Raw genomic sequence first — 25,923 nt, 5'->3', positions numbered from 1 at the left:
AGAATCGCGTATCGGTTCATCAGGAACGGGGGAGGCCGATGACGGACACGACGCACGCCACGGGCGGCACCGGGGCCATGGGCGCCCCGGGCGGGGACATCCCCGCCGCGGTGCTCGGCCTCGACGGATACATCCGCGCGCTGAACGACGTGGCCACGACCGGCCGGCGGCTGACCCGGGACGAACTCCAGGAACGGCGCGCGCTCGGGGAACAGGCCGCGGAGGCGGGCTTCCGCCTCCGGCCGCTGATCGCCGCGCATCTCGCCGTCACCCGCGAGCGGTGGCCCCTGCCCCGCGCCGGGGCGCCGACCGGTTCCCTGGACCGCGTCCTCGCCGCCGTCGAGCAGGCCGTGGACGCGGTCGCCGAGGGCTTCGAGCGCGCGCAGCGGGTCGCCGTACGGCAGGAGGAGGCCGCCCGGCGCGAGTTCATCGACGACCTGCTGTACGGACGCAGCGACGTGGGCCGGCTCGCGGCCCGGGCGGAACGTTTCGGCCTGCGGTTCTCCTCCGCGCACGCCGTCGCCGTCGCGGCGGGCCCCACCGGGTACGCCGAGGGGGACGCCGTACCCCGGCAGGTCGAGCAGGCGCTGATCGCCCGTTTCGGGGACCGCGGCACCCTGCTCACCACCAAGGACGGACTGCTGGTGTGCGTCGCGCCCGGCGACCAGCACGACGTCCTCACCTACTTCGCGAAGCAGGCGTACGCCGCGACCGGGGGCTCCCGGGTCGCGGTGGGGCGTCCCCAGCCGGGCGTCGGCGGGGTCGTCCACTCCTACGAGGAGGCGTTGAACGCCCTCGACCTCGGGGAACGGCTCGGCCTTGAGGGACCGGTGCTGCGCGCGGCGGACCTGCTGGTGTTCCCGGTGCTGACCCGGGACCGGCAGGCGATGGCGGAGCTGGTGCACCACACCCTGGGCCCGCTGGAGCAGGCGCGGGGCGGGGCACAACCCCTGCTGCGGACCCTGACCGTGTACTTCGACTCGGGCTGCGTCACCGCGGAGGCGGCCCGCCGGCTGTCGCTGAGCGTCCGCGCGCTGACGTACCGGCTGGCCCGGGTCCACCGGCTGACCGGCGCCGATCCGGCCGACCCGGTGCAGCGCTACACCCTCCAGACGGCGGTGATCGGCGCACGGCTGCTGGACTGGCCCGCCCGCCCCGCCACCCCGTGAGCGAACCCGCCCCGCCCCGAACGGAGTTCCCGCACACTGACTGTATGGAATTCGTCTTCTTCGCCACCCTGCCGGGTCTGGTCATCCTGCTGACCCTGATAGCGATCGTCGACCAGATCCTCCTGCACGCGGGCCGCGCCGGGGTGCTCCCCTGGCGCAACGGAGGCCGCGCGGGCCAGGTCTCCGCGACCGGCTTCGAACAGCTCCACGGAGCCTTCTCCCCCGGCAAACAGAACGAACTCAAGGAACGCCAGTCGGCCCTCGTCATGCGCGACGACGAGGAGGACGGCGCCCCGCCGAACCACACCCGCGTCGACCTGGACAACGGCACGGCGGTGGTCCGCCTGCCGGGCGGGGTGTCCCGGAAGGCGTAGCCCGCTCCTCCTCGCCCCCGGACCGCCGGGCGCCTTCGGGTGGTGGGTGGGGGTGGGTTGTCCACAGGGGGGACGGGGGTGGGGGCGGGAGGGGGGTGGGGGCGGGCAGTATGGGGGGATGAGTGAGAGTGGTGGGGTCGTGGGTGCGGGTGTTTCGATGGCCGACTGGGAGAAGCGGTTCCGGGCGGCGCGGGTGTCGTTGCCGGGGTGGGCCGACGACGCTCCGCAGCGGGCGCTGTTCGTGTCGAACGCGACCGGGACGTACGAGCTGTACGCGTGGGACCGGGACTCCGGCGCGCAGCGCAAGGTGACCGAGCGGGCGAACGGCACCACCGACGGGGCGCTGTCGCCGGACGGCGAGTGGATCTGGTGGTTCGACGACAAGGACGGGGACGAGTTCGGGATCTGGCGGCGGCAGCCGTTCGCCGGGTACCCGGGCACCCGGCCCGAGGTGGACGAGCCGGCCGTGCCGGGGCTCGACGCGTCCTATCCGGCGGGGCTCGCGATCGGCCGGGGCGACGGGCCCGTGGTCGTGGGGCGGTCGACCGACGAGGGGGGCTCGACCATCCATGTGGTGCGCGGGGACGCGGCGCCCGTCGAGGTGTACCGGCACCGGGAGTCCGCGGGCGTCGGGGACCTCTCCCACGACGGATCGCTGATCGCCGTCGAGCACACCGAGCACGGCGACGCGATGCACTCGGCGCTGCGGGTGATCCGGCCCGACGGGACGACCGTCGCCGAGTTGGACGACACCTCGGGCGGCACCGAGGAGCTGGGCCTGGAGGTGCTCGGGTTCGCGCCCGTGGACGGGGACACCCGGCTGCTCGTCGGGCATCAGCGGCGCGGGCGCTGGGAGCCGATGGTGTGGGACGTGTCCTCGGGCGAGGAGCGCGACCTGGCGCTGGACCTGCCGGGTGACGTGTCCGCCGAGTGGTATCCGGACGGTTCCGCGCTGCTCGTCGTGCACAGCTTCGAGGCGCGCAGCGACATGTGGCGCTACGACTTCGTGTCCGGGTCGCTGGAGCGGATCGAGACCCCGCGCGGATCGGTGTCGGGGGCGACCGCGCGGCCGGACGGCAGCGTCGAGTACCTGTGGTCGTCGGCCGCCGAGCCGCCGGTGGTGCGCTCGACGTCCGGTGGGGTCGTCCTCGACCCGCCGGGCCTCGCCGCGCCCGCGTCGGTACCCGTCGAGGACGTGTGGGTGGACGGCCCCGGCGGCCGTATCCACGCGCTGGTGCAGAAGCCCGCCGGGGCCACCGGTCCGCTGCCGACCGTCTTCGACATCCACGGCGGGCCGACCTGGCACGACAGCGACGCGTTCGCGGCCGGGCCCGCCGCCTGGGTCGACCACGGGTTCGCGGTGGTCCGGGTGAACTACCGGGGGTCCACCGGATACGGCCGGGAGTGGACCGACGCGCTGAAGCGGCGGGTCGGGCTGATCGAGCTGGAGGACATCGCGGCGGTACGGGAGTGGGCCGTCACGTCCGGGCTCGCCGACCCCGACCGGCTGGTCCTCACCGGCGGCTCCTGGGGCGGCTATCTGACCCTGCTCGGGCTCGGCACCCAGCCGGACGCCTGGGCCGTCGGGATCGCGGCGGTGCCCGTCGCGGACTACGTCACCGCCTACCACGACGAGATGGAGGCGCTCAAGGCGATGGACCGCACCCTGCTGGGCGGCACCCCCGAGGAGGTGCCGGAGCGGTTCGCCGCGTCGTCGCCGCTCACCTACGTCGACGCGGTCAAGGCGCCCGTGTACGTCTCCGCCGGGGTCAACGACCCGCGCTGCCCGATCCGGCAGGTGGAGAACTATGTGGACCGGCTCGCCGCCCGGGACGCCGTCCACGAGGTGTACCGCTACGACGCGGGGCACGGCTCCCTCGTCGTGGACGAGCGGGTCAAGCAGGTCTCCCTGGAGCTCGCCTTCGCCCAGGGGCATCTCCCGGGGTGACCGGCCCGGCACCCGCCGGCCGACACGCCCGTACGGGACGACCCCACCGCGCGACCGCCCGGTGGGCACCCGTACCGTGGTCGGCGTGTACCGGTTTCTGCTGACGCCCCGTTGGTGGGGCATCAACATCTTCGTCGTGCTGGCCATCCCCTTCTGCGTCTTCATGGGGTCCTGGCAGCTCGGCCGCTTCGAGGACCGGGTCGAGGACCACCGGGCGGCCCCCGGGCAGTCCGCCGCCGCCCGGGCCTCCGAGGCCCGCCCGCTCGCCGAGCTGCTGCCCGTCACCAAGGACACCTCCGGCAAGCGGGCCGAGGCCACGGGCCGGTACGCCGAGCAGTTCCTCGTCCCCGAACGGAAGCTGGACGGCGAGCGCGGCTTCTATGTGCTGAACCTGCTGCGCACCGACGACGGCCCGGCCCTGCCCGTGGTCCGCGGCTGGCTGCCCGGCGAGCCGGGCCGTACCGAGGTGCCCGCCGCGCCGGACGGCGAGGTCACCGTGACGGGCGCGCTCCAGGCGTCCGAGAGCCCCGGCAGCGACGGCGCGCGTACCGCGGGCGGACTGCCGGCCGGTCAGCTCGGGATGATCAGCGCGGCGACGCTGGTGAACCTCGTACCGCACGACCTCCACAACGCGTGGGTGACCCTCGACCGCGCGGACGGCGGGATGACGCCCGTCCCGGCGGCGGCACCGCAGAACACCGGGCTGGACCTGAAGGCGTTCCAGAACCTCGGGTACACCGGCGAGTGGTTCGTCTTCGCCGGGTTCGTGGTCTTCATGTGGTTCCGGCTGCTGCGCCGGGAGACGGAGGCGCTGCGGGACGCCGCCCTCGGCATCCCCGAGGACTCCGCCGCGACCGCGACCGCTCCTGCCGTCGCTCCGGCCGCCGCCGTCGCGGCGGGTCCGGGCGGCCCGCGCCACCCGGAACCCGCGTCGCGGACCGCGGATCAGGACGCGGGCAGCGCGCCCGTGTAGTAGACCGTCCCCGCGCACGCGTCGGGGATCGTCGCGGTGGTGGACGGGGAACCGGGCTCCGCCGTGTGCGAGACGCTGACACTGCCGTCCTGCGGCAGGCCCTCCTGGCCGCCGAGCTGCGGCGACTCGGCACCGCCACCGCTCGTCTCCGCGGTGCCGCCCGTGCCGGAGCTCGCCCCTTCCGACGGGGTCGGGTCGGGGGACGGACCGGTCGTGTTGCCGCCGCCGTCCGTCGGGCACTCCTCGGACGGCACCCAGGCGAACCGCACCTCGTACGACGAGCCGGGTTCGAGGATGATCTGCGACGGCACCGAGGCCGGGGACGGCAGGCCCGTCGCCGCGTCACCGTCGGTGTGGGTGAGGGCGGCGAGCCTGGTGGAGTCCGCCGCGCCCTGACCGGCGGCGTCGACGCTGCCGCCGCCGTCGACCGTGCAGTCGCCGGAGGAGACATTGGCGACCGTGAACGTGCCGTACACCTTGCCGTCGGGGCCGGGGTCACCGACGTTCGCGACGGCGCTGCCCAGGTCGGTGGGGCCGCAACTCGGTGAGGTGGCGTTGGAGGTGCCGGAGCCCGGACCCGAACCGGTGCCGGGGGCCGTGCCGGGCGTACCACTGCCCGGACCGGTGTCCGTACCGCCGGTCGTCCGTTCCGCGGGCTTGTCCTTCTCGCCCGGCCCGCCGCCCTTGCCGGGGCTGCTCGCGCTGCCGGACGGCTTGCGCGGGCCCTTGCTCGGCCTGCCCTCGCGCTGTTCGGTGCTGGGGGCCTCGCTGCTGGTGCCGCGGGTCTGCTTGCCGTGCCCGACGTGCGACACCTGGGTCTCGGTGCTGCCCGGGTTGTTCGCGACGCGGACGAGCGCCGGGACGGCCGTCCCGATGAGGAGGGCCGCGGCGGCCGCGCCCACGAGCGCCTGCCGCTTGCGGGCCCGGCGCGCGGGGACCGCCCGGCGGAGGTGGTCCAGGGTGCCGTCGGAGGGCTCCAGGTCCTGGACGGCCTGGTGCAGCAGTCCGCGCAGCTCCAGTCCGTCCTCGTCGTCCTCGTCGGTGTCGAGCCGTACGGCCGGGGTGTTGGGGCGGCCGGGCGGGGTGGACGCGGAACCGGTGGGTGAGCCGGTCGCCGCGGAGTGCTTGTCGGAGTGGGGGACGCCGTTGACGTGGGGGGTGCCCTTGTCGGTGGCGTGGTCGCCCCGGGTGGGGGTCGGGTCGCCGGTACCGCCGTCCGCGCCGCTCAGAAGCTTCTTGAGGGCGTCGATCGGTTCGGTGCCGTGCGGCCCCGAGGGGCTCTCGTTCACAGTTGCGTTCCCAGCGTTTCGCTCTTCTTCGGTCCGGTCCCGGGGCTCCCCGTCGCCCTCGTCGGCCGATGGGCCGTCCTGTTCGTGTGGTCGGTCGCCGCTCATTTCTTGGCCCCCATGGTGACGCGCAGCGCGGCTATGCCACGGGAGCCGTACGCCTTCACCGAGCCCAGGGAGACCCCCAGCGTCTCGGCGACCTGGACCTCGGTCATGTCCGCGAAGTACCGCAGGACGAGCACCTCGCGCTGGCGGCGCTGGAGCCCCTTCATCGCCTGGATCAGGGCGTCGCGCTCCAGCAGGTCGTACGCGCCCTCCTCCGCGCTCGCCATGTCCGGCATCGGCTTCGAGAGCAGCTTGAGGCCGAGTATCCGGCGGCGCAGGGCGGACCTGGAGAGGTTCACCACCGTCTGCCGCAGGTACGCGAGCGTCTTCTCCGGCTCACGGACGCGCTTGCGCGCGGAGTGGACGCGGATGAACGCCTCCTGGACGACGTCCTCGCAGGAGGCGGTGTCGTCGAGGAGGAGCGCGGCCAGGCCGAGCAGGGATCGGTAGTGGGCGCGGTACGTCTCGGTGAGGTGGTCGACCGTGGTGCCCTCGGCCTTGACGTCCTCCGCCCCTTTTCGCTGGGGTGTCACCTGGGTGGGTCGCGTCGCGGGCACGGGGGCGATCACCGGCATGCCGCCGGGCGCGGCGACCGCGCGCGGACGCCTGGGCGGACGCAGGACGGTGCCCCGTGCCTGGACCGCTGAGAAATCGAGTACCTCTGCCACGCCAGTTGGACACACATCCCCCCGTGAGGGTTGTACGCGACGGGTGTCACAGTGTTTCCGGGCGTTCTGTCTGACATGGCGTCATCTGCCCACATGCGTACCAGCTCTTCCCTCTACCCCGATTTGTCCGCGCCCCCGCGCCCCCTGGTCGGTCCCGCATGCCCGCGAGGGCGTACGCGAAGACGCGGGCCGCGGTGTGCTTGGTTGCACACCGCGGTGGTGGGTCTTGGACGCCGGGCGAGGCTGGTGGGACTTACGGAGATCCTACAAACGAAACGGCCCTTGGCCAGCAGAGATTCGTTACGGATCGCCTTCGCTTGCGCTTCTGAGGTCTTTCGGGGTGAGCGCATGTGTCCCCGTGCGGGGCGCTTGGTGGTTGCGCAGTTCCCCTGCGGGTCGCCTTCGCTTGCGCTTCCGAGGTCTGTCCGGGTGGGCGTACTTCGTTCCTGTGCTGTCGCTCGGTGGGTTTGCGCAGTTCCTCGCGCCCCTGGGTACTCGGGGCTGGGCGTACTTCGTTCCTGTGCCGTCGCTCGGTGGGTTTGCGCAGTTCCTCGCGCCCCTGGGTACTCGGGGCTGGGCGTACTTCGTTCCTGTGCCGTCGCTCGTCGGGTGCGCAGTTCCCCGCGCCCCTGGGTACTCGGGGGTGGGCGTACTTCGTTCCTGTGCCGTCGCTCGGTGGGTGCGCGGTTCCCCGCGCCCCTGGGTACTCGGGGCTGGGCGGACTTCGTTCCTGTGCCGTCGCTCGTGGGGTGCGCAGTTCCCCGCGCCCCTGGGTACTCGGGGCTGGGCGCACTTGTTCCTGTGCCGTCGTTCGGTGGTTTGCGCAGTTCCCCGCGCCCCTGGGTGCTGCCACTTCGGGTCTGTTCGTCGGGTGCGGGTCGCCCTCGTCTTCGCGCGGTTCCTCGCGCCCCTTTGGGGCGCGTTCTGCTTGTTCTTCGGGGCGGGGCCGGTCGGGATTCTCCGTCCTCGCTCCAACGCGCTCGGTACGACGTTCAGTGGATGTACTGGTGGCGTCGGAGTCTGCGGGCAGAGATTCCCGCCCACCCCCTTCGGCAGCCGAGCGACTGCGCGAGGAGAGGGGTGGCCCTTCAGGGGCGCGGGGAACTGCGCAAAAGACGAGGGCCGGCCCGCAGCCGAAGAGCTACCGCAAGGGGGCAGCATCCAGGGGCGCGGGGAACTGCGCACCCCACGAGCTACCCGCACGGGACAAGTGCGTTCGGCACAGGGACCTGGGGCGCGGGCGGAGGCGACCCGGGCGGGGGAAGCCGGGGCACGGGGGACGGCGACGCTCAGCCGCGTAGGCGGTCCGCGGCGATCAGCTCGGCCAGCTGCGTCGCGTTCAGCGCAGCGCCCTTGCGGAGGTTGTCCCCGCAGACGAAGAGTTCGAGCGCGGCGGGATCGTCGAGATTGCGCCGGACCCGGCCCACCCAGGTGGGATCGGTCCCGACCACGTCCGCGGGCGTGGGGAACTCCCCGGACCCGGGATCGTCGAAGAGGACCACACCCGGCGCCGTCGCGAGGATCTCGCGGGCCCGGTCCACGGTGACCTCGTCCTGGAACCTCGCGTGCACCGTCGCCGAATGCGTCGTGACCACCGGCACCCGGATGCATGTCGCCGTGACCTTGAGGTCCGGCAGACCGAGGATCTTGCGGGACTCGTCCCGGACCTTCATCTCCTCCGAGGACCAGCCCTCCTCCCGTACCTCACCTGCCCACGGCACGAGATTCAGGGCGACGGGCTCGGGGAACGGCCCCGTACGGTCACCGACCGCGCGCCGGATGTCGCCGGGCGCCGTGCCCAGCTCCGTACCGGCGACCATCGCGATCTGCGCGCGCAGCGTGTCGACCCCGGCGCGGCCCGCGCCGCTCGCCGCCTGGAACGCGGAGACGATCAGTTCCCGCAGTCCGAACTCCGCGTGCAGCGCCCCGATCGCGACGATCATCGACAGCGTCGTGCAGTTCGGGTTGGCGACGATGCCCCGCGGGCGTACCCGTGCCGCGTGCGGGTTGACCTCGGGGACCACCAGCGGGACGTCCGGGTCCATCCGGAACGCCGCGGAGTTGTCCACGACGACCACGCCCTTGGACGCGGCGATGGGCGCCCACCGCGCGGCGATGTCGTCGGGGGTGTCGAACATCGCGATGTCGACCCCGTCGAACGCCTCCTCGGTGAGCGCCACGACCTCGACCTCCTCCCCGCGCACGGCCAGCTTGCGGCCGGCCGAGCGCGGGGAGGCGATCAGGCGGATCTCGCCCCAGATGTCCGCGTGCTGGGACAGGATCTGGAGCATGACCGAGCCGACGACCCCGGTCGCCCCCACGACCGCGAGGGTCGGGCGCGCGGTCATCGGCGCCGGGCCACGGGGCGTCGGCCCGGGTGAGCGGTCATCGTCCGGTGCCTCCGTAGACCACGGCCTCGTCCGAGTCGGAGTCCAGGCCGAAGGCCGTGTGGACGGCGCGGACGGCTTCCGTCACATCGTCGGCACGGGTGACCACCGAGATCCGGATCTCGGAGGTCGAGATCAGCTCGATGTTCACGCTGGCGTTGCTGAGCGCCTCGAAGAACGCCGCGGTCACGCCAGGGTTGGTCTTCATCCCCGCGCCGACCAGGGAGATCTTCGCGATCTGGTCGTCGTAGCGCAGGGACTCGAAGCCGACGCGCGACTTCAGGGAGTCCAGGGCGTCGATCGCCTTGCGACCCTCCGCCTTCGGGAGGGTGAAGGAGATGTCGGTGAGACCCGTGGACGCGGCCGACACGTTCTGCACGATCATGTCGATATTGATCTCGGAGTCCGCGATGGTCCGGAAGAGCGCGGCTGCCTCGCCCGGCTTGTCGGGCACACCGACGACGGTGATCTTCGCCTCGGAGGTGTCGTGCGCGACACCCGAGATGATGGCCTGCTCCACCTTGTGCTCTCCCTTCCCAGGGTGTGGTTCGTTGCTGACCCAGGTGCCCTGGAGTCCGGAGAAGGACGAGCGCACATGGATCGGGATGTTGTAGCGGCGGGCGTACTCCACACAGCGGTGGAGCAGCACCTTGGAACCGGAGCTTGCCAGCTCCAGCATGTCCTCGAAGGAGATCGAGTCGATCTTGCGGGCTTTCTTCACGACGCGGGGGTCGGCGGTGAAGACGCCGTCCACATCGGTGTAGATCTCGCAGACCTCCGCGTCCAGGGCCGCGGCGAGGGCCACGGCCGTGGTGTCGGAGCCGCCCCGACCGAGGGTCGTGATGTCCTTCTTGTCCGCGGAGACGCCCTGGAAACCGGCGACGATGGCGATGTTGCCCTCGTCGAGCGCGGTGCGGATACGGCCCGGCGTGACGTCGATGATGCGCGCCTTGTTGTGGACGGAGTCCGTGATGACGCCGGCCTGGCTGCCGGTGAACGACTGCGCCTCGTGGCCCAGGTTTTTGATCGCCATCGCCAGCAGGGCCATGGAGATACGCTCTCCCGCGGTCAGCAGCATGTCGAACTCGCGCCCGGCGGGCATCGGTGACACCTGCTCCGCGAGATCGATCAGCTCGTCCGTCGTGTCGCCCATCGCGGAGACCACGACAACCACCTGGTTGCCGCTCTGCTTGGCCTCGACGATTCGCTTGGCGACGCGCTTGATGCCCTCGGCATCTGCTACGGATGAGCCTCCGTACTTCTGCACGACAAGGCCCACTTGCGTTCGCTCCTCGCTCGGTCCGGTTTGTCCGCCTGTGGGCGGTCGGATCGGTCAGTTGGGGGTCAAGACAGTTTAACTAGCGGCTCCGGAACACCCCGGGGGGATCGCATCGTGAGATGCGGGACCACGGGGTGGTCGGTTGTGCGTATGCCCGGGGGCGGGCGGTGGCAAGCGGAAAGTGGGGGGCGTCACAGTTCGCCTTCGCTTGCGCTTCCGAGGTTTCCTGCACTGGGCGTACTTGTTCCCGTGCGGGCCGTTCGTGGGTGCGCGGTTCCCCGCGGGTCGCCTTCGCTTGCGCCTCTGGGTTCCCTGTGCTGGGCCTACCTGTTCCTGTCCCGTCGCTCGTGGGGGTGCGCAGTTCCTCGCGCCCCTGGGGTTCCCCACCTGGGCGTACCTGTTCCTGTGCGGGTACGTCCGTGGGTGCGCAGTTCCCCGCGCCCCTGGATGCTGCCCCTTCGGGCTGTTCGTCGGGTGCGGGTCCGCCCTCGTCTTTTGCGCAGTTCCCCGCGCCCCTGAAGGGGCACCCCTCTCCTCCTGCAGTCGCGCTGCTGCGGGAGGGGGTGGGCGGGAATCTCTGCTCGCAGACTCCGATGCTCTTCAGTAGCTCCGCTGCACGTCTTACCGAGCGTGTCGGATCGAGGACGGAGAATCCCGACCGGCACCGACCCGAAGAACCGGCCGGATGCGCCCCAAAGGGGCGCGGGGAACTGCGCACCCCACGAACGACGGCACAGGAACGAGTACGGTCGGCTGGACAGACCTGGGGGTCAGGGGGTGTGGAGGCCCAGGGGGTGGGCGATCTCCTGGGTCATGACACGGCCCGCCTCCTCCGCGAGGATCTCATCGCTGAGCTCCTCGTCCGTGTCCAGCCCGTCCAGCTCCTGGAGCGGCTGGTTCAGCCGGACATGGGCGACCACCGACTGGAGGGCCCGCAGCGCGCCCGACGCGGTCGAGCCCCAGTTGGAGAAGTACGAGAACTGCCACCACCACAACGCCTCGGTCGTGCGCCCCGCACGGTAGTGGGCCATCCCGTGCCGCAGATCGGCCATGACGTCGGAGAGGTCGTCGGAGATCCGGCACGGCACGGGCGCCTTGCGGGGCTCGTACGGGTCGAAGACCTCCGAGTACACGTCGACCGGTTCGAGCAGCGCGGCGAGCCGCTCCCGTACGTCGTCGACGTCCGGCTCGGCCCCGAGATCGGGCTCGTACCGCTCATCGGGGACGATGTCCTCGTGCGCGCCGAGCCGGCCGCCGGCCAGCAGCAGCTGGGACACCTCCAGCAGCAGGAACGGCACCGCGGAATCGGGCTCGTCCCCCTTCGCGACCTCCGTGACCGCGACGAGGAAGCTCGCGATCTGGTCGGAGATCTGGACCGCGAAGTCGTCGGGGTCCTGGGTCGTCGAGTGCAGCGTGGCGTCAGACATCTAGGAGTCTTCTCCCCTCAAAGGCGCGGCCCAGGGTCACCTCGTCCGCATATTCCAGGTCTCCGCCCACGGGCAGGCCACTCGCCAGCCGGGTGACCCGCAGGCCCATGGGCTTGATCATCCGCGCGAGGTACGTGGCCGTGGCCTCGCCCTCCAGGTTCGGGTCCGTCGCGAGGATCAGCTCGGTGACCGTGCCGTCCGCGAGGCGGGCGAGGAGCTCCCGGATGCGCAGATCGTCGGGGCCGACGCCCTCGATGGGGCTGATGGCGCCGCCGAGGACGTGGTAGCGGCCCCGGAACTCACGGGTCCGCTCGACCGCGACGACGTCCTTCGGTTCCTCGACCACACAGATGACGGCGAGGTCCCGGCGGGCGTCACGGCAGATGCCGCACAGCTCCTCCTGCGCGACGTTCCCGCAGATCGCGCAGAAGCGGACCTTGGCCTTGACCTCCATCAGGGCCTGGGCGAGCCGGCGGACGTCCGTCGGCTCGGCCTGGAGGATGTGGAAGGCGATCCGCTGCGCGCTCTTGGGACCGACGCCGGGCAGCCTGCCCAGTTCGTCGATGAGGTCCTGGACCACGCCTTCGTACAACGGATTGCCTTTCGGGGTGGCTGGGTGCGGTTCACGGTTATGCCTTCGGTACGTAACCGTAGTTGGCCGTGGGCCGCCTTAGAAGCCGTGTGGCGGCTTCTCTCGGACCTTCTCTCAGAAGGGGAGGCCCGGGATGCCGCCGCCGCCGAGGCCCTGGGCCAGCGGGCCGAGCTTGTCCTGCTGGAGCCGCTGGGCGTTCTCGTTCGCGGCCTGGACCGCCGCGACCACCAGGTCCGCGAGGGTCTCCGTGTCGTCCGCGTCCACCGCCTTCGGGTCGATGACGAGCCCGCGCAGCTCCCCGGAGCCGTTCACCGTCGCCCGGACGAGGCCGCCGCCGGCCTGGCCCTCGACCTCGGTGGCCGCCAGCTCCTCCTGCGCCCGTGCGAGGTCCTGCTGCATCTTCTGGGCCTGCTGGAGCAGCTGCTGCATATTGGGCTGGCCACCACCGGGAATCACGATCAGCTCCTGTTGCCGACACCTGGCGCGTCGGCGGACGACGGTACGACGGGCGGCGGGTTTCCCCGCCTGGCACGAGCCTACGTGCTCCCGGGTCGGCTCGCCCCAGCACTCTTTCGAGTGACGCGGCGGTACCGCCTATATCCGACCAAGCGCCACGTTCAGGCGTATATCTCGCGAACAGGTGCCCATGGCCACCCATTGGGCGGTAGGAAAGGGGCCGCCGGGGGGACCGGACGGGGCGCTCGCGTCACGTACCGTCGCCCTTCCGTGACACAGGGCCGTCCAGCCGCGCGGTGAGCGCCGGACGGCGGCGGGACAGCAGCAGGACGACTGGCGGGACAAAGGGGAGAGTGCCGGGTGAGTCAGCCGGAGATGCAGCCCGAGGGGCAGCCCGAGGGGACGTCCCCGGAGGGCCGGGGCGAGGGCGGCGGGGCGCGGCCGGGCGATCTTTCGGGACGGCGGCTCCCGCTCGGGGACTGGGGCGAGCCCGCGGACCGGCTCGACGAGCTGTACCGGTGGGTGGAGCTCGGTGCGCTGGACACCGTGCGGTGGTACCTCGCGGACCGGGTGTGGAAGCGGAGGTGCGCGCGGGCGCTGCGGGGCGGGGCGGCGGTGCTGGGGGTGGCCGGCGCGGCCCTTCCGGTGGCCGATCCGGCCGGGGCGGGGGGCGGGGTCGCGCGGTGGGGGTATCTGGCGCTGCTGCTCGCGGTGGCGTGTGTGGGGTGCGACCGTTTCTTCGGACTGACGTCCGGGTGGATGCGGGACGTGGCCACCGCGCAGGCCGTGCAGCGCAGGCTCCAGGTGCTTCAGTTCGACTGGGCGTCGGAGTGTGTGCGGGAGGTGCTGGGGCCCGCGGAGGGGACCGCCTCGGAGGCGGTCGACCGGTGTCTGTCGGTGCTGCGCAGGTTCTCCGACGATGTGCTGGAGATGGTGCGGGTGGAGACCACGGACTGGATGGCGGAGTTCCGGGCGGGGCCCGTGCCGCTGGGGCTCCAGGCGGGGGTGGCCGGGGTGCTGCTGGGGCGGGGGGAGACGGGGGGTGGTGGCGGGCGGAGTGCGGTGCCGCAGGTCGGGGGGGCCGGGGGGGCGGGGGGCGCTCGGCCGAACATGCCTCGGCAGCGGCCGCCGGAGCCCCGCTGAGGCCCGTCCGGGGTGGTCCGAGTTTCCTGTGCCGGGCGTACTCCGTTCCCGTGCCGTCGCTCGTCGTTTCGCCGAGGTCTGTCCGGCGGAGCGCACTTGTTCCCTGTGCCGTCGCTCGGTGGGTGCGCGGTTCCCCGCGCCCCTGGGTTTCTTGTGCTGGGCGTACTTGTTTCCTGTGCCGTCGCTCGGTGGGTTTGCGCAGTTCCCCGCGCCCCTTTGGGGCGCCATCTGCTTGTTCTTCGGGTCGGTGCCGGTCGGGATTCTCCGTCCTCGATCCGACACGCTCGGTACGACGTCCAGCGGAGCTACTGAAGAGCATCGGAGTCTGCGAGCAGAGATTCCCGCCCACCCCCTCCCGCAGCCGAGCGAGTCCGCGAGGAGGGGGTCCGCAAGCGAAGGACCCGCACCCTGACCGACAGCCTGGAGAGGCGCCCCCAAAGGGGCGCGGGGAACTACGCGAGCAACCAGGGACCACCCGCACCCGAACGGGCAGCGCAAGGGGCGCGACCTCAGGGGCGCGGGGAACTGCGCACCCCCGGACCTACCCGCACAGGAACAGGTACGCCCAGGCGGGGAACCCCAGGGGCGCGAGGAACTGCGCAAAACCACCGAGCGACGGCACAGGCAACAAGTACGCCCACCCGGACAGACCTGGGAAGCGCAAGCGAAGGCGGCCTGCGGACGAACTGCGCACCCCACGAGCGACCCGCACAGGGACACGTACGCCCAGCGCAGGTAGCCCGGGGGCGGCGGCGGGGGCGGGCTGGGTCAGCTGAAGATGATCATGCTGCCCTGGGCGAGGCTACGAGTCGCGGCGGCGTGGAGGCCCAGCCACACGTGCCGTTCCCTGGCGAAGGGGCTGTCGTCGAGGGGGACGGCCGCCGCCGGCTCCTCCAGGGACGTGGGGCCGGGCGGCGGCGAGGGCGCCCCCGGCGGATTCGCGGGGTCGATGCCGATCGACGGCGCCACGAACTCCAGCTCACGGAGCAGCCCGTGCGCGGACCCCAGCGGCCCGCCCCCCGCGAGCAGCTCGTCGTTGGACAGCGGGACGGGGAAGTCCAGCGGGACGTACGCCCCGGCGTGGTCGTAGTGCCACACCAGGTGCGACTGCTTGGCCGAGCCCTCGAACATCTCCAGCAGCTGCTCGTAGTCCCCGCCCAGCTCGTCGACGGGCGACACCGCGAGCCCGGTCAGCTGGAGCAGGTACGCGCGCCGCAGGAAGTGCAGGGCGTCGTAGTCGAACCCGGCGACGGGCGCGACGTCCCCGGACAGCCCCGGCATGTACGCGTACACCGGGACCGGGGGCAGCCCCGCCTCGCCCAGGGTGCGGTCGTAGAGCGCGAGTTCCTCGGCGAAGGGGTTGTCGGGGCTGTGGCAGAGCACGTCGACGAGGGGGACCAGCCAGAGGTCACAGGCCAAGGGTGGGCTCTCCTTGTACGGTCCGGCGGCAGGAGCGCGCCGCATACGGCGAACACGTCGGTCACGGGAAGGGTAATGCGCGGGGGTTGCTTCGGCTGCCCCGTCGGCGGGACCGTTTCAGTTCCGCGGCGGGAGGTCCCACAGCCACACCCCGTCGCGCCACTTCCCGGGATGGCCGAGGAGCTGTTCGAGGGCCTGGCGCAGCGCCCCCGCGCCGGGCTGCGGGACGACGACGACCGCTCCGGCCCGCCAGAAGTCGAGGTCGCGGCGGGCCTGTTCCCGCCAGGCGTCGCCGATCTCCGGGACCTTGCCGCTGTAGCGCACGTCGCGCAGCATGTTGGAGGTCCAGCGGGGCGCCGAGCCGTAGACGCCGATCCGGTCGGGGCCGTAGGGGCCGTTGAAGTAGCCGCCGGGCAGCCGGAAGCCGAGGCCGACGGTGGTCTGCCAGTGCAGCGGTTCGGCGACGGCCGGGTCGGGCAGCGGTACGGGGACGAGACTCTCGCCGTTCGCGGTGTCGACGTACTCGCGCCAGTTGCCGTCCGCGATGAAGGCGGGCACGGGGGCGCGGTCCACGGCCTTGAGCGGCAGGGGGAAGAGGGGCAGGAGGGCCGCGACGGCGGCGGCCGGGACGGCATGACGCACGGCGCCCTCGGCGGTGCGGGCCGCGTCGAGGGCGAGGGCGAGCAGGATGCCGAGGACGGGGGCGCAGATCATCGCGACCCGGGACTCGATGACGGACTCGAACAGCGGGGCCGAGGCGAGGAGCTTCCAGGGGCCGGGCAGCGCGAGGTCGGTGAAGGGGACGGGGACCCGGATGCCGAGGGACAGCGCGGCGGCGGCGAACGCGGTGAACGCGAGGGCTTTGACGGCGGTGCGCCGCCACAGCACGATCACGATCGCGGTGGTCAGGGTGAGCAGCGGCCAGCCGTAGAAGGCGTTCTGCTCGGTGGGGTTCGCGGACAGGGCGGCGGCGTTGGCGGCGTCGCCCGCGAGGGAGCGTTCCGCGAAGGAGAGCAGGGCGAGGGGGCTGTTGCCGGTGTTGTCGCCGTGCACGACATGGGTGTAGCTCTGCGGGCCGAAGAACTGCCAGGACAGCGGGAAGGCGACCAGCGGCAGACAGACGGCGAGCGCGATCAGCAGTCCGCGGCCGAGCGGACGCCACACCGCGCGGGCCACGTCACGGCGCGCCACCCCGTATCCGGCGGCGAACAGCAGCATGCCCATCGCGGCGAGCAGCAGGGGTTCCTCGCCGAGGAAGATCTGGTACGTGGCCATCAGCCCGAGGACGATCCCGTCGCGTACGACGCGGCGGCCCTCGCACAGTCGCAGGGCGCGGTCGACGATCAGCGGCATCATGAACAGCACCACGAAGTTGGGGTGCGCGTTGGCGTGGCTGATCATCGGGGGCGCGAAGGTGGCGAGGGCGGCGCCGGTCGCGGCGGCGCCCCGGTGGCCGGTGAAGCGTCTGACCAGCAGCCAGTACCAGCAGACGGCGGTGGCGGCGAGGCCGAGCGTCATCACGAGGTTGAGGGTGACGGCCGGGCCGAACATCCAGGTGACGGGCGCGAAGGGGATCGACAGTCCCAGCATGGCGGTGTTGGCCATGAGGTTCACGCCGTCGGGATAGCCCTGGAGGGTGGTGTAGAGGGGGTTGTCGAAGCGGGCGACGTTGTCGGCGGTGACCGCGAAGAACCATTCCCACTGGTTCTGGTCCTGCATCGAGTCGACGAGGTAGCGCCCGCCGGGGTCGGCCCAGCGGCCCGCGTACAGCAGGGTCGAGGCGAGCAGGAACAGCGCGGCGACGGCGAGGTCGGCGCCGCGCAGCGCGCGCAGGGCGGCGGCGGGCCGGTGGAAGGGTTTGCGGGCGGTGAGCCGGGAGAGTTCGGCGAGGACGCGGGCGTAGTCGAGGGGCCGGACCTTGGAGCCGGGCTGGTGGGCCCAGCGGACGGGGACCTCGGCGACGGGCCAGCTCCGGCGGCGGAAGTACTGGAGTATCTCGACGTCGATGCCCCAGCCGGTGAGCCGGGAGGCGGCGAACGCGGTCCGGGCGCGTTCGCCGTCGAAGAGCTTGAATCCGCACTGGGTGTCGCGGATGCCGGGGACGGCGACGCCGCGTATCAGGAAGTTTCCGCCGCGGCCGAGGAGTTCGCGTATGCGGTGCTGGTGGCGTTCTATCGTGGCGCCGTCGGTGGCCCGGGACCCTATGGCGGCGCTGTGGCCGTCGGTGAGGGCCTTGGAGAGGCGTTCGAGTTCGGTGATCGGCGCGGCCAGGTCGGCGTCGGTGACGAGGACCCGGCGGCCGTAGGAGGCGAGCACCCCGGCGCGCAGGGCGTGGCCCTTGCCCCGGTTGCGGCCGAGCCGCAGGACACGTATCCGGTGGTCGCGGGCGGCGACGGCGTCGGCGATCTCCCGGGTGCGGTCCGTGGAACCGTCGTCGACGACGATCAGCTCCCAGTCGGTCCAGTGGCTGTCCGGGGCGCTGAGGTACGCGCTGATCGTCTCCAGGGTGGGGCCGAGCCGTCGTTCCTCGTTGTACGCGGGGACCACCACCGTCAGGTCGACGGTGCTCATCCGGTGGCGAGCCCTTCTATCAGTTCCAGTGCGTGGGTGTTGTAGGCGGCGACGACGGCTTGCGAGCCGGTCCGGTCGCGGGCGGACAGCGCGTCGACGAGTTCGGTGTGCGCGGCCCACAGCCGTCCGGCGAGGTCGCGTTCGCCGCGCAGCAGCGGGACGGCGCAGCTCCAGGACTGCACGCGCAGCCGGTGCAGGAAGTCGGTGAGGTACGGATTGCCGAAGATGGCGCCGAGTTCGCGCCAGAACCGCAGGTCGTAGCCGATGAGGACGTTGAGGTCCCCGGCGAGCGCGGCGCGTTCGGCCTCCTCGCCGCGGCGGCGTACGGCGGCGAGCGCCGTCTGGACGCCGGGGCTCCAGGCGGCGGCGGTGATGCCCTGGAAGAGGGCGTCGGTGACGAGGCTGCGGGCCTCGACCATGCCCCGGAAGTCCGCCAGGGAGTACTCGTGGACCTGGAATCCCCGGTGCTGGACGGCGTCGAGCAGTCCTTGCGCGGAGAGGTCGACGAGTGCCTCGCGGACGGGGGTGGCGGACACCCCGTACTGTTCGGCGATCTCCTTGACGGTGAACTCCTGGCCGGGCTGGAGCCGTCCGGCGAGCACCTCGTCACGCAGGGCGTCCGCGATCTGCTGGCGCAGCGTGCTCCTGGTCACGGCGGCGTTGGTCCCGGTGCCCCCGGAACCCTTGGTGCCGTCGGCGTGGCCGAAGCCGGTCCCGATGCCGGGCATATGGGCGTCCCTCCCCCGCGTTACGGGCGCGAAATCGCTCTGACGAGCGGGGGTAACCCTACGCGGTCGGCGGGGCCGGGCGGCGGCACGGAGCGTCGCGTGCCGTTGTGGGACCGGTGGTGCGGGTGGTGCGGATGGTGTGCGGCAGCCCGTGCCGGGGGCGGGACACGGCCGGGGGGCGGGCCGCCGCGGCGGTCACACCGTGTGTTCGTCGGCGACGGTCAGGGCGGCGTCCAGGGCGGCGAGTCCTTCCGCGGCCTCCTCGTCGGTGAGGTTGCACGGGGGGACGACATGGGTGCGGTTCATGTTGATGAACGGCCACAGCCCGTGCTTCTTCGCGGCGGCGCCGAACGCGGCCATGGGGGCGGCGGCCTCACCCGTCGCGTTGTACGGGACGAGGGGTTCGCGGGTCTCCCGGTCGCGGACGAGTTCCAGGGCCCAGAAGGCGCCCATACCGCGTACCTCGCCGACGCTGGGGTGGCGGGCGGCGAGGGCGGCGAGACCGGGGCCGAGGACATCGGTGCCGAGGCGGTCCGCGTTCTCCACGACCTTCTCGTCCGCCATGACCTCGATGGTCGCGACGGCCGCCGCGCAGGCCAGCGGGTGGCCCGAGTAGGTGAGGCCGCCCGGGTAGGGGCGGCGGGCGAAGGTCGCGGCGATCTCCGCGGAGATCGCGACACCGCCGAGGGGTACGTACCCGGAGTTGACGCCCTTGGCGAAGGTCAGCAGATCGGGGACGACGTCGAAGTGCTCGGCGGCGAACCACTTGCCGGTGCGGCCGAAGCCCGCCATCACCTCGTCCAGGATCAGGACGATGCCGTGCAGGTCGCACAGTTCGCGCACCCCGGCGAGATAGCCGGGCGGCGGGGTCATGATCCCGGCGGTGCCGGGGACGGTCTCCAGGACGATCGCGGCGATCGTCCCGGGCCCCTCGAACGCGATCGTGTCCGCGAGGTGCTGGAGCGCGCGGTCGCGCTCCTCCTCCTCGGTGCCCGCGTAGAACGGGGAGCGGTAGAGGAACGGGGCCCAGAAGTGGACGACACCGGCGGAGCCGTTGTCGGAGGGCCAGCGGCGCGGGTCGCCGGTGAGGTTGATCGCCGTCGAGGTGCCCCCGTGGTACGAGCGGTACGCGGAGAGGACCTTGGGGCGCCCGGTGTGCAGCCGGGCCATCCGGGTGGCGTTCTCGACGGCCTCGGCGCCGCCGTTGGTGAAGAAGATCTTGTCCAGGTCGCCGGGGGTGCGTTCGGCGATCAGCCGGGCCGCCTCGGAGCGGGCCGCGACGGCGAACGCGGGCGCGAAGGTGGTGAGCCTCGCGGCCTGTTCCTGGATCGCGGCGACGACCCGGGGGTGCTGGTAGCCGATGTTGGTGAAGACGAGTCCGCTGGTGAAGTCGAGGTAGCGGTTGCCCTCGTAGTCCCAGAAGTACGCGCCCCCGGCTCCCGCGACGGGCAGCGGGTCGATGAGTTCCTGCGCGGACCAGGAGTGGAACACATGCGCGCGGTCGGCCGCCTTCACGGCGGCGCCCGTCTCGGGGTCCGGCCGGGGGGTGCGCGAGGGCTGCGGGCTCTGCGGGGGCTGCGGGGTCATGTTCCGGAGCGTAGGCGGGGTGAGCGCGGGGGCGGTATCGGCGGCCTGTACGGACCTCCGGGTGCCGGGCGGACAGATTGTCCAGTGCTGGCCGCCCGGTTCCGTGCCCGGTGCTCCCGACCCGCCGCTTGATTGACAGCACCCTGTCGACATGACAGCATACTTACATGAGTCGGGGTACGGTCGGTGCCCCTCACCAGGAGGTCGTCATGAGCGGTGTCCCGAGCACGCCCCGCAAGCCCGTCCATCTCGCGGTCTACGACACCTACGCGGACTGGGAGACGGGCCACACCACCGCGTTCCTCGCCCGCGGCGGGTACGAGATCCGCACCGTCGGCCCCACCCGGGACACGGTCACCACCCTCGGCGGACTCCGCGTCGCACCGGACCTCGCGCTGGACGAGCTGAGCCCCGGGGACAGCGCGCTGCTCGTCCTGACCGGCGCCGACCTCTGGGACACCGGCGACGACCTCGCGCCCTTCGCGAAGGCGGCGCGCGCCTTCCTCGACGCGGGGGTGCCGGTCGCCGCGATCTGCGGCGCCACCGCCGGGCTCGCCCGCGAGGGCCTGCTCGACGACCGCGACCACACCAGCGCGGTCTCCTTCTACCTGGCCGCCACGGGCTACGCGGGCGGCGCGCGGTACGTCGACGAGGACGCCGTCACCGACCGCGGCCTCGTCACCGCCGGACCCACCGAACCGGTCGCCTTCGCCCGCGAGATCCTCGGCCTGACCGGCGTCTTCGAGGGCGAGGTGCTCGACGCGTGGTACCGGCTGTTCCACGACTCGGACACGGCGGCGTACGAGGTGCTGACGGCGGCCGCGGGCGCGGGCGCCGAGGCGGAGGCGGGGTCCGGTGCGGAGGCGGGGTCCGGTGCGGACCCGGGGGCGGATGCCGGTACCTCCGGTACGGGCGCCGGCGGTTCTGCGGACGGTACGGGTGCCGGGGGCGCTGCCGGGCGGGGGCTCGGCGGTGAGTGACGCGGGGGCCGGTTCGGAGCGGGTGCGGCGGGATCTGCTCAGCGCGACCGCGCTCGGGGTGTTCCGGCTGAACGGTCAGTTCCTCGCCGTCTCGGACGAGCTGGCCGCGCCGGCCGGGCTGTCGGCGGCCCGCTGGCAGGTACTCGGCGCGGTGCTGCGTGAGCCGCTGCCCGTCGCGGGGATCGCCCGGGTCATGGGCATCACCCGGCAGAGCGTGCAGCGGGTCGCGGACGTCCTCGCGGGTCAGGGCCTCGCCGAGTACGTACCGAACCCGGCGCACCGCCGCGCGAAGCTGCTGCGGCCCACCGACGCGGGGCGCGCGGCGGTCGCGCTGATCGGTCCGGGGCACGCCCGGCTCGCGGACCGGCTCGCCGCGGAGCTCGGGGACGAGGGGTTCGCCGCGGTGGTGCTGTGCCTGGAGCGGTTGTCGGATGCGCTGGGACGGATCTCGGGGGAGGACCCGGCCCCGTAACGGGTCGCCTTCGCTTGCGCTTGTGAGGTCTCCCCTGTGCTGGGCGCACTTCGTTGCTGTGCCGTCGCCCGGTGGTTCGCGGTTCCCCGCGGGTCGCCTTCGCTTGCGCTTCCCAGGTCCGTCCGGCGGGGCGCACTTCGTTGCTGTGCCGTCGCTCGGTGGTTCGCGGTTCCCCGCGGGTCGCCTTCGCTTGCGCTTCCCAGGTCCGTCCGGCGGGGCGCACTTCGTTGCTGTGCCGTCGCTCGGTGGTTTCGCGCAGTTCCCCGCGGGTCGCCTTCGCTTGCGCTTCCCAGGTCCGTCCGGCTGGGCGCGATTGTTCCTGTGCCGTCGCTCGGTGGTTTTGCGCAGTTCCCCGCGCCCCTTTGGGGCGCCATCTGCCTGTTCTTCGGGTCGGTGCCGGTCGGGATTCTCCGTCCTCGATCCGACACGCTCGGCAGGACGTACCCGTACCCGACTGAAGAGCATCGGAGTCTGCGAGCAGAGATTCCCGCCCACCCCCTCCCGCAGCAGCGCGACTGCGAGAGGAGGGGGCTTCCGCACCCGAAGGACAACGGGAACGGGGCGCCCCCAAAGGGGCGCGGGGAACTGCGCGAAACGAGGGCAGGCCCGCACCCGAGGAACGACCGCAATGGGGCAGCACCTCAGGGGCGCGGGGAACTGCGCGAGCAACCACGGAGCATCCGCACCCGAACGGGAACCGCAAGGGGCGCGACCGAAGGGGCGCGGGGAACTGCGCAACCCTGTCCGACCCGCACAGGGACAAGTGCGCCCAGCCGGACAGACCTCGAAAGCGCGAGCGAAGGCGACCCGCGGGGAACTGCGCACCCACGGAATACCCGCACGGGAACAGGTACGTCCGGGTGGGGAACCCCAGAAGCGCGAGCGAAGGCGACCTAGCCGGTACCGAGGTCGCGGCGGCGGAGGCCGGCCAGGCCGCCCGTGACCAGCCCCGCCGCCAGCGCCAGCTGGAGGAGGACGGCTCCCCACCGCATCCCCTCCCCGGGCAACCGGGGCAGCCAGCCGAACGGCGAGAGCTCCAGCACCCACGACGGCAGGTCGACCGCGGGTCCGAGCCACCCCACCAGCAGCACCGCCACCGCGACCCCCCACGCGAGCGGGGCCGCCCGGGGCGACACCCCGGTCAGCAGCACCGCGATCCCGCCGAGCACCCACACCGCCGGGACCTGCACCAGGGCCGCCCCCAGCACCGCCGCGGGGTCCCGCCCGTACCCGAGGGCGAGCCCCGCCCCGCTGAGCAGCATCAGCACCACCGCACCCCCGAACGCGATCACGAGGTGGCCCCCGGCCCACCGCACCCGTCCGATCGCCCCCGCGAGAACCGGCTCGGCGCGCCCGGAGGTCTCCTCCCCGTGCGGACGCAGCGCCGACGAGACGACGAACAGTGCCGCGACCATCCCGAAGACGGTGGCCATGGTCCCCAGGAACGCGTCGGTGATCCCGGAGGCCCCGCCCATCCGCTGGAGGATCTCCTGGGTGCTCTCGTTGTTCCCGACGAGGTCCGCCGCACCGGTCGTGATCCCCCCGAACACGATCCCGGCGGCCAGAAACGCCCCGCCCCAGCCGTACAGGCTCCCCCGCTGGAGCCGCCAGGCCAGGGCCCCGGCCGTGGACAGCGAGCCCACCGCGGGTCCGGGCCGGGTGGGCAGGAAGCTCATACCGAGGTCCCGGCGCGCGGCCAGCCGGTACGCCACGTACCCCTGGACGAGGACGGCCGCGGCGAACAGCGCGGGCACCCACCAGCGCTCGTCCGCGAAGGCCCGCAGGTTCTCCGTCCAGCCGAGCGGGGAGAGCCAGGTCAGGACGGACGAACCGTCGGCGGTGCCCGAGTCCCCGGCCGCGCGCAGCACGAACGCCGTGCCGAGCGCCCCGGCGGTCAGCCCCTTCGCGAGCCGTCCGCTCCCGGTGAGCTGCGCGGCGATCGCGGCCGTGGCGGCGAAGAACATCCCGGTGCCGCCGACGCCCAGCCCGAGGGCCAGCGCCCCGGCCGCGCCCTCGCCGGACAGCCCGGCGGTGATCAGCAGGGCGATCGCCGTATTGGCGACGGCCGCGGCCAGCAGCGCGGCGGTGAGCGGCGCGCGGCGCCCCACGCACGCGGCGGAGAGGAGTTCCTGGCGCCCGCTCTCCTCCTCGTCACGGGTGTGCCGGATGACCACGAGCAGGCTCATGACGGCGGCGAAGAGCGCCGCGAAGACCCCGACGCGCATGACGGTGAGCCCGCCGACGGAGTCGCTGAAGGCGGGCCCGTACATCGCGCGCAGCGAGCTGTTCGTGGTGATGGACGCGGCGAACTCGGCGCGTTCGGCGGCGGTGTCGTAGAGGTCGCGGACGGGACCGGGGATGCTGAGGACCATGCCGGCGACGGCCAGGACCCAGACGGGGAGCAGCACCCGGTCGCGGCGCAGCGCCAGCCGCAGGAGGGTCCCCGTACCGGCGAACTCCCCGGCGCCGTGCCCGGCCGTGACGCCGGTTGCGGCGTTCACCGGGTCACCGCCCGCGCGGGCGCGTCCTCGGCGGGCGTGTCCTCGTAGTGGCGCAGGAACAGTTCCTCCAGGGTGGGCGGGGTCGAGGTCAGCGACCGGACGCCCACGGCGGTGAGGGCCGTGAGGACGCCGTTCAGCTTGTCGGTGTCGACCTGGAGCCGGACGCGGTGGCCCTGGACCTCCACGTCGTGGACGCCGGGCAGCGCGCCGACGCCCTCGGGCGGCCCCGCGAGGTCGGCGCTGACGCTGGTGCGGGTCAGATGCCGCAGGTCGGCGAGAGAACCCGTCTCGACGGTGCGTCCGGCCCGGATGATGCTGACCCGGTCGCAGAGGGTCTCCACCTCGCTGAGGAGGTGCGAGGAGAGCAGGACGGTGCGGCCCCGGTCGCGTTCCTCGGTGACACAGCGCTGGAAGACCTCCTCCATCAGCGGGTCGAGCCCGGAGGTCGGCTCGTCGAGGATCAGCAGATCGGCGTCGGAGGCGAGGGCGGCGACCAGGGCGACCTTCTGGCGGTTGCCCTTGGAGTAGGTGCGGCCCTTCTTGGTGGGGTCCAGCTCGAAGCGGTCCAGGAGTTCGGCGCGGCGGGTCCGGTCGAGGCCGCCGCGCAGCCGTCCCAGCAGGTCGATGACCTCGCCGCCGCTGAGGTTGCGCCACAGGGTCACGTCCCCGGGCACGTAGGCGATCGCGCGGTGCAGTTCGACGGCGTCCCGCCAGGGGTCGCGGCCCAGGACCTGGACGGCGCCCCCGCCGGCCCGCAGCAGACCGAGGAGCACCCGGATGGTGGTCGACTTCCCGGCGCCGTTGGGGCCGAGGAAGCCGTGGACCTCGCCCTTCTCGACGTCGAGATCCAGCCCGTCCAGTGCGTGGGTACGGCCGAAGGACTTGTGCAGCCCCGACACGGTGATGGCCTGAGTCATGCTTCGGAACGTACGCTACATTCAGAAAGCTGTGAAGACAGGAAACCGTATAACCTCCTACCCGGCACGTCTGAGCAGGGGAGATGATCGGGGCATGACCGAGCACGACCAGCAGCCGGTGCGTGACGAGGCCAAGGTCTCCCGCTTCATCGAGAACTTCGCCGCACAGCTCGTGATCGCGGGGATGCCCTCGATGCCCGCCCGGGTCTTCGCAGCGATCCTGTCCTCCGACACGGGGGAGCTGACCTCCGCGCAGCTCGGCGAGCAGCTCCGGGTGAGCCCCGCCGGGGTGTCGGGCGCGGTGCGGTACCTGTCGCAGCAGCACATGGTGACCCGCCGCCGCGAACCCGGTTCGCGGCGCGAGCGGTACGTGGTGCAGGGCACCCAGTGGTTCCAGGCGCTGACCAACCGCGACGCGGTGCTGAAGCGGTGGGCGGAGGCCATGCGGGAGGGCGTGGCCAGCCTGGGACCCGAGACCCCCGCGGGGCGGCGGATGGCCGAGACGCAGATGTTCTTCGAGTTCCTGGAGGCGGAACTGGCGGACCTCATGGAACGCTGGGACGCTCGCCGCAGGGCTTTGGGCTTCAGCGACTGATCGCCTTCGCTCGCGCCCCTGGGGTTCCCCACCTGGACGTACCTGTCCCTGTGCGGGTACGTCCGTGGGTGCGCAGTTCCCCGCGGGTCGCCTTCGCTCGCGCTTTCGAGGTCTGTCCGGCTGGGCGCACCTGTTCCCTGCGCGGGTCGGACGGGGGTGCGCAGTTCCCCGCGCCCCTGGGTCTGCTGTGCTGGGCGTACTTGTTCCCGTGCGGGTACTCGGTGGTTCTGCGCAGTTCCCCGCGCCCCTTTGGGGGCGCCCACCTGGGGTTCAACCGCCCTCCTCGTGCAGTCGCCCGGCTACGGGAGGGGGTGGGCGGGAATCTCTGCCCGCAGACTCCGATGCT

The 25,923-nt window shown here is 72.6% G+C and carries 20 protein-coding genes and 1 pseudogene; 8 read left to right on the top strand and 13 right to left on the bottom strand.

The annotated features are described in order from the left end of the window. The first annotated feature begins 77 nt into the window (after window positions 1-77). The 4 genes from AB852_RS02655 (at window position 78) to AB852_RS02640 (ending at window position 4,464) form a co-directional block, all read left to right on the top strand. The gene (locus AB852_RS02655) at window positions 78-1,169 is read left to right on the top strand and encodes a PucR family transcriptional regulator (protein WP_073785297.1); all 1,092 of its coding nucleotides are present in this window, start codon (window positions 78-80) and stop codon (window positions 1,167-1,169) included. 44 nt (window positions 1,170-1,213) lie between these two features. Further along, on the top strand, window positions 1,214-1,543 hold the full coding sequence (locus AB852_RS02650) for a DUF6191 domain-containing protein (protein ID WP_073783167.1): 330 nt from the start codon (window positions 1,214-1,216) through the stop codon (window positions 1,541-1,543). Window positions 1,544-1,661: 118 nt separating this feature from the next. Next, a complete protein-coding gene (locus AB852_RS02645) occupies window positions 1,662-3,491 on the top strand; it encodes a S9 family peptidase (RefSeq protein ID WP_073783165.1) in 1,830 nt (609 codons plus the stop codon). Window positions 3,492-3,576: 85 nt separating this feature from the next. Next, a complete protein-coding gene (locus AB852_RS02640; protein WP_073785295.1) occupies window positions 3,577-4,464 on the top strand; it encodes an SURF1 family protein in 888 nt (295 codons plus the stop codon). On the opposite strand, the gene AB852_RS39510 is transcribed toward AB852_RS02640, so the two are convergent. From AB852_RS39510 to AB852_RS02605, 7 genes are all read right to left on the bottom strand, one after another. Beyond that, window positions 4,437-5,753: a hypothetical protein gene (locus AB852_RS39510; protein WP_079184244.1), complete on the bottom strand. Its 1,317-nt coding sequence runs from the start codon at window positions 5,751-5,753 to the stop codon at window positions 4,437-4,439. The genes AB852_RS02640 and AB852_RS39510 overlap by 28 nt on opposite strands. Window positions 5,754-5,854: 101 nt before the next feature. Then, window positions 5,855-6,523 (bottom strand): SigE family RNA polymerase sigma factor, encoded by a 669-nt coding sequence (locus AB852_RS02630; protein ID WP_073783161.1) that lies wholly within the window; start codon window positions 6,521-6,523, stop codon window positions 5,855-5,857. Window positions 6,524-7,812: 1,289 nt separating this feature from the next. Beyond that, the gene (locus AB852_RS02625) at window positions 7,813-8,871 is read right to left on the bottom strand and encodes an aspartate-semialdehyde dehydrogenase (RefSeq protein WP_073783158.1); all 1,059 of its coding nucleotides are present in this window, start codon (window positions 8,869-8,871) and stop codon (window positions 7,813-7,815) included. Window positions 8,872-8,908: 37 nt separating this feature from the next. Beyond that, the gene (locus AB852_RS02620; protein ID WP_073783156.1) at window positions 8,909-10,189 is read right to left on the bottom strand and encodes an aspartate kinase; all 1,281 of its coding nucleotides are present in this window, start codon (window positions 10,187-10,189) and stop codon (window positions 8,909-8,911) included. A gap of 770 nt (window positions 10,190-10,959) precedes the next feature. After that, on the bottom strand, window positions 10,960-11,616 hold the full coding sequence (locus tag AB852_RS02615; RefSeq protein ID WP_073783154.1) for a DUF5063 domain-containing protein: 657 nt from the start codon (window positions 11,614-11,616) through the stop codon (window positions 10,960-10,962). Then, a complete protein-coding gene (gene recR, locus AB852_RS02610; RefSeq protein WP_073783152.1) occupies window positions 11,609-12,208 on the bottom strand; it encodes a recombination mediator RecR in 600 nt (199 codons plus the stop codon). Before recR ends, AB852_RS02615 begins: the two co-directional genes overlap by 8 nt. Window positions 12,209-12,322: 114 nt before the next feature. Continuing rightward, window positions 12,323-12,664: a YbaB/EbfC family nucleoid-associated protein gene (locus AB852_RS02605; RefSeq protein WP_073783150.1), complete on the bottom strand. Its 342-nt coding sequence runs from the start codon at window positions 12,662-12,664 to the stop codon at window positions 12,323-12,325. Window positions 12,665-13,024: 360 nt separating this feature from the next. Here AB852_RS02605 and AB852_RS02600 point away from each other — a divergent pair, with 360 nt between their 5' ends. Next, on the top strand, window positions 13,025-13,807 hold the full coding sequence (locus AB852_RS02600; RefSeq protein WP_073783148.1) for an SLATT domain-containing protein: 783 nt from the start codon (window positions 13,025-13,027) through the stop codon (window positions 13,805-13,807). Window positions 13,808-14,575: 768 nt separating this feature from the next. Here the strand turns inward: AB852_RS02600 and AB852_RS02595 are convergent. The 4 genes from AB852_RS02595 to AB852_RS02580 form a co-directional block, all read right to left on the bottom strand. Beyond that, window positions 14,576-15,226, bottom strand: coding sequence for a hypothetical protein (locus AB852_RS02595; protein ID WP_073783146.1), 651 nt, complete (start codon window positions 15,224-15,226; stop codon window positions 14,576-14,578). Between the two features lie 117 nt (window positions 15,227-15,343). Next, window positions 15,344-17,797, bottom strand: a complete 2,454-nt coding sequence (locus AB852_RS02590) for a dolichyl-phosphate beta-glucosyltransferase (protein WP_073783144.1) — start codon at window positions 17,795-17,797, stop codon at window positions 15,344-15,346. Beyond that, complete coding sequence (locus AB852_RS02585; RefSeq protein ID WP_073783142.1) at window positions 17,794-18,525, bottom strand: GntR family transcriptional regulator; 732 nt, start codon at window positions 18,523-18,525, stop codon at window positions 17,794-17,796. The genes AB852_RS02590 and AB852_RS02585 overlap by 4 nt, the downstream gene beginning before the upstream one ends. A 195-nt stretch (window positions 18,526-18,720) precedes the next feature. Beyond that, window positions 18,721-20,112 carry an aspartate aminotransferase family protein gene (locus tag AB852_RS02580; RefSeq protein WP_073783140.1) on the bottom strand — a complete coding sequence of 464 codons (1,392 nt, stop codon included), beginning with the start codon at window positions 20,110-20,112 and terminating at the stop codon, window positions 18,721-18,723. 209 nt (window positions 20,113-20,321) lie between these two features. Here AB852_RS02580 and AB852_RS02575 point away from each other — a divergent pair. Further along, window positions 20,322-20,933 (top strand): annotated as a pseudogene (locus AB852_RS02575) (DJ-1/PfpI family protein); the annotation flags it as partial. 151 nt (window positions 20,934-21,084) lie between these two features. Beyond that, window positions 21,085-21,564 (top strand): MarR family winged helix-turn-helix transcriptional regulator, encoded by a 480-nt coding sequence (locus AB852_RS02570; protein WP_073785293.1) that lies wholly within the window; start codon window positions 21,085-21,087, stop codon window positions 21,562-21,564. 893 nt (window positions 21,565-22,457) lie between these two features. Here AB852_RS02570 and AB852_RS02565 read toward each other — a convergent pair. Further along, entirely contained in the window at window positions 22,458-24,065 is a 1,608-nt protein-coding gene (locus AB852_RS02565; RefSeq protein WP_073783138.1) for an ABC transporter permease, read from the bottom strand. Then, complete coding sequence (locus AB852_RS02560) at window positions 24,062-24,982, bottom strand: ABC transporter ATP-binding protein (RefSeq protein ID WP_073783136.1); 921 nt, start codon at window positions 24,980-24,982, stop codon at window positions 24,062-24,064. Before AB852_RS02560 ends, AB852_RS02565 begins: the two co-directional genes overlap by 4 nt. A 94-nt stretch (window positions 24,983-25,076) precedes the next feature. Here AB852_RS02560 and AB852_RS02555 point away from each other — a divergent pair, with 94 nt between their 5' ends. Continuing rightward, window positions 25,077-25,577 (top strand): GbsR/MarR family transcriptional regulator, encoded by a 501-nt coding sequence (locus AB852_RS02555; protein ID WP_073783133.1) that lies wholly within the window; start codon window positions 25,077-25,079, stop codon window positions 25,575-25,577. Window positions 25,578-25,923: the final 346 nt, after the last annotated feature.

It is taken from the genome of Streptomyces uncialis, from assembly GCF_001905345.1.
Classification (GTDB): Bacteria; Actinomycetota; Actinomycetes; order Streptomycetales; family Streptomycetaceae; genus Streptomyces; species Streptomyces uncialis.
Note: the sequence above shows the minus strand (reverse complement) of the source record. Positions and strands in the feature narration are given on the sequence as shown.

What these genes read in the sequence shown, in the direction of transcription:
- AB852_RS02655 (WP_073785297.1), top strand. Translation starts at nt 78, where the DNA reads ATGGGCGCCCCGGGCGGGGACATCCCCGCCGCGGTGCTCGGCCTCGAC.
- AB852_RS02650 (WP_073783167.1), top strand. Translation starts at nt 1,214, where the DNA reads ATGGAATTCGTCTTCTTCGCCACCCTGCCGGGTCTGGTCATCCTGCTG.
- AB852_RS02645 (WP_073783165.1), top strand. Translation starts at nt 1,662, where the DNA reads ATGAGTGAGAGTGGTGGGGTCGTGGGTGCGGGTGTTTCGATGGCCGAC.
- AB852_RS02625 (WP_073783158.1), bottom strand. Translation starts at nt 8,871, where the DNA reads ATGACCGCGCGCCCGACCCTCGCGGTCGTGGGGGCGACCGGGGTCGTC.
- AB852_RS02615 (WP_073783154.1), bottom strand. Translation starts at nt 11,616, where the DNA reads ATGTCTGACGCCACGCTGCACTCGACGACCCAGGACCCCGACGACTTC.
- AB852_RS02590 (WP_073783144.1), bottom strand. Translation starts at nt 17,797, where the DNA reads ATGAGCACCGTCGACCTGACGGTGGTGGTCCCCGCGTACAACGAGGAA.
- AB852_RS02585 (WP_073783142.1), bottom strand. Translation starts at nt 18,525, where the DNA reads ATGCCCGGCATCGGGACCGGCTTCGGCCACGCCGACGGCACCAAGGGT.
- AB852_RS02580 (WP_073783140.1), bottom strand. Translation starts at nt 20,112, where the DNA reads ATGACCCCGCAGCCCCCGCAGAGCCCGCAGCCCTCGCGCACCCCCCGG.
- AB852_RS02560 (WP_073783136.1), bottom strand. Translation starts at nt 24,982, where the DNA reads ATGACTCAGGCCATCACCGTGTCGGGGCTGCACAAGTCCTTCGGCCGT.
- AB852_RS02555 (WP_073783133.1), top strand. Translation starts at nt 25,077, where the DNA reads ATGACCGAGCACGACCAGCAGCCGGTGCGTGACGAGGCCAAGGTCTCC.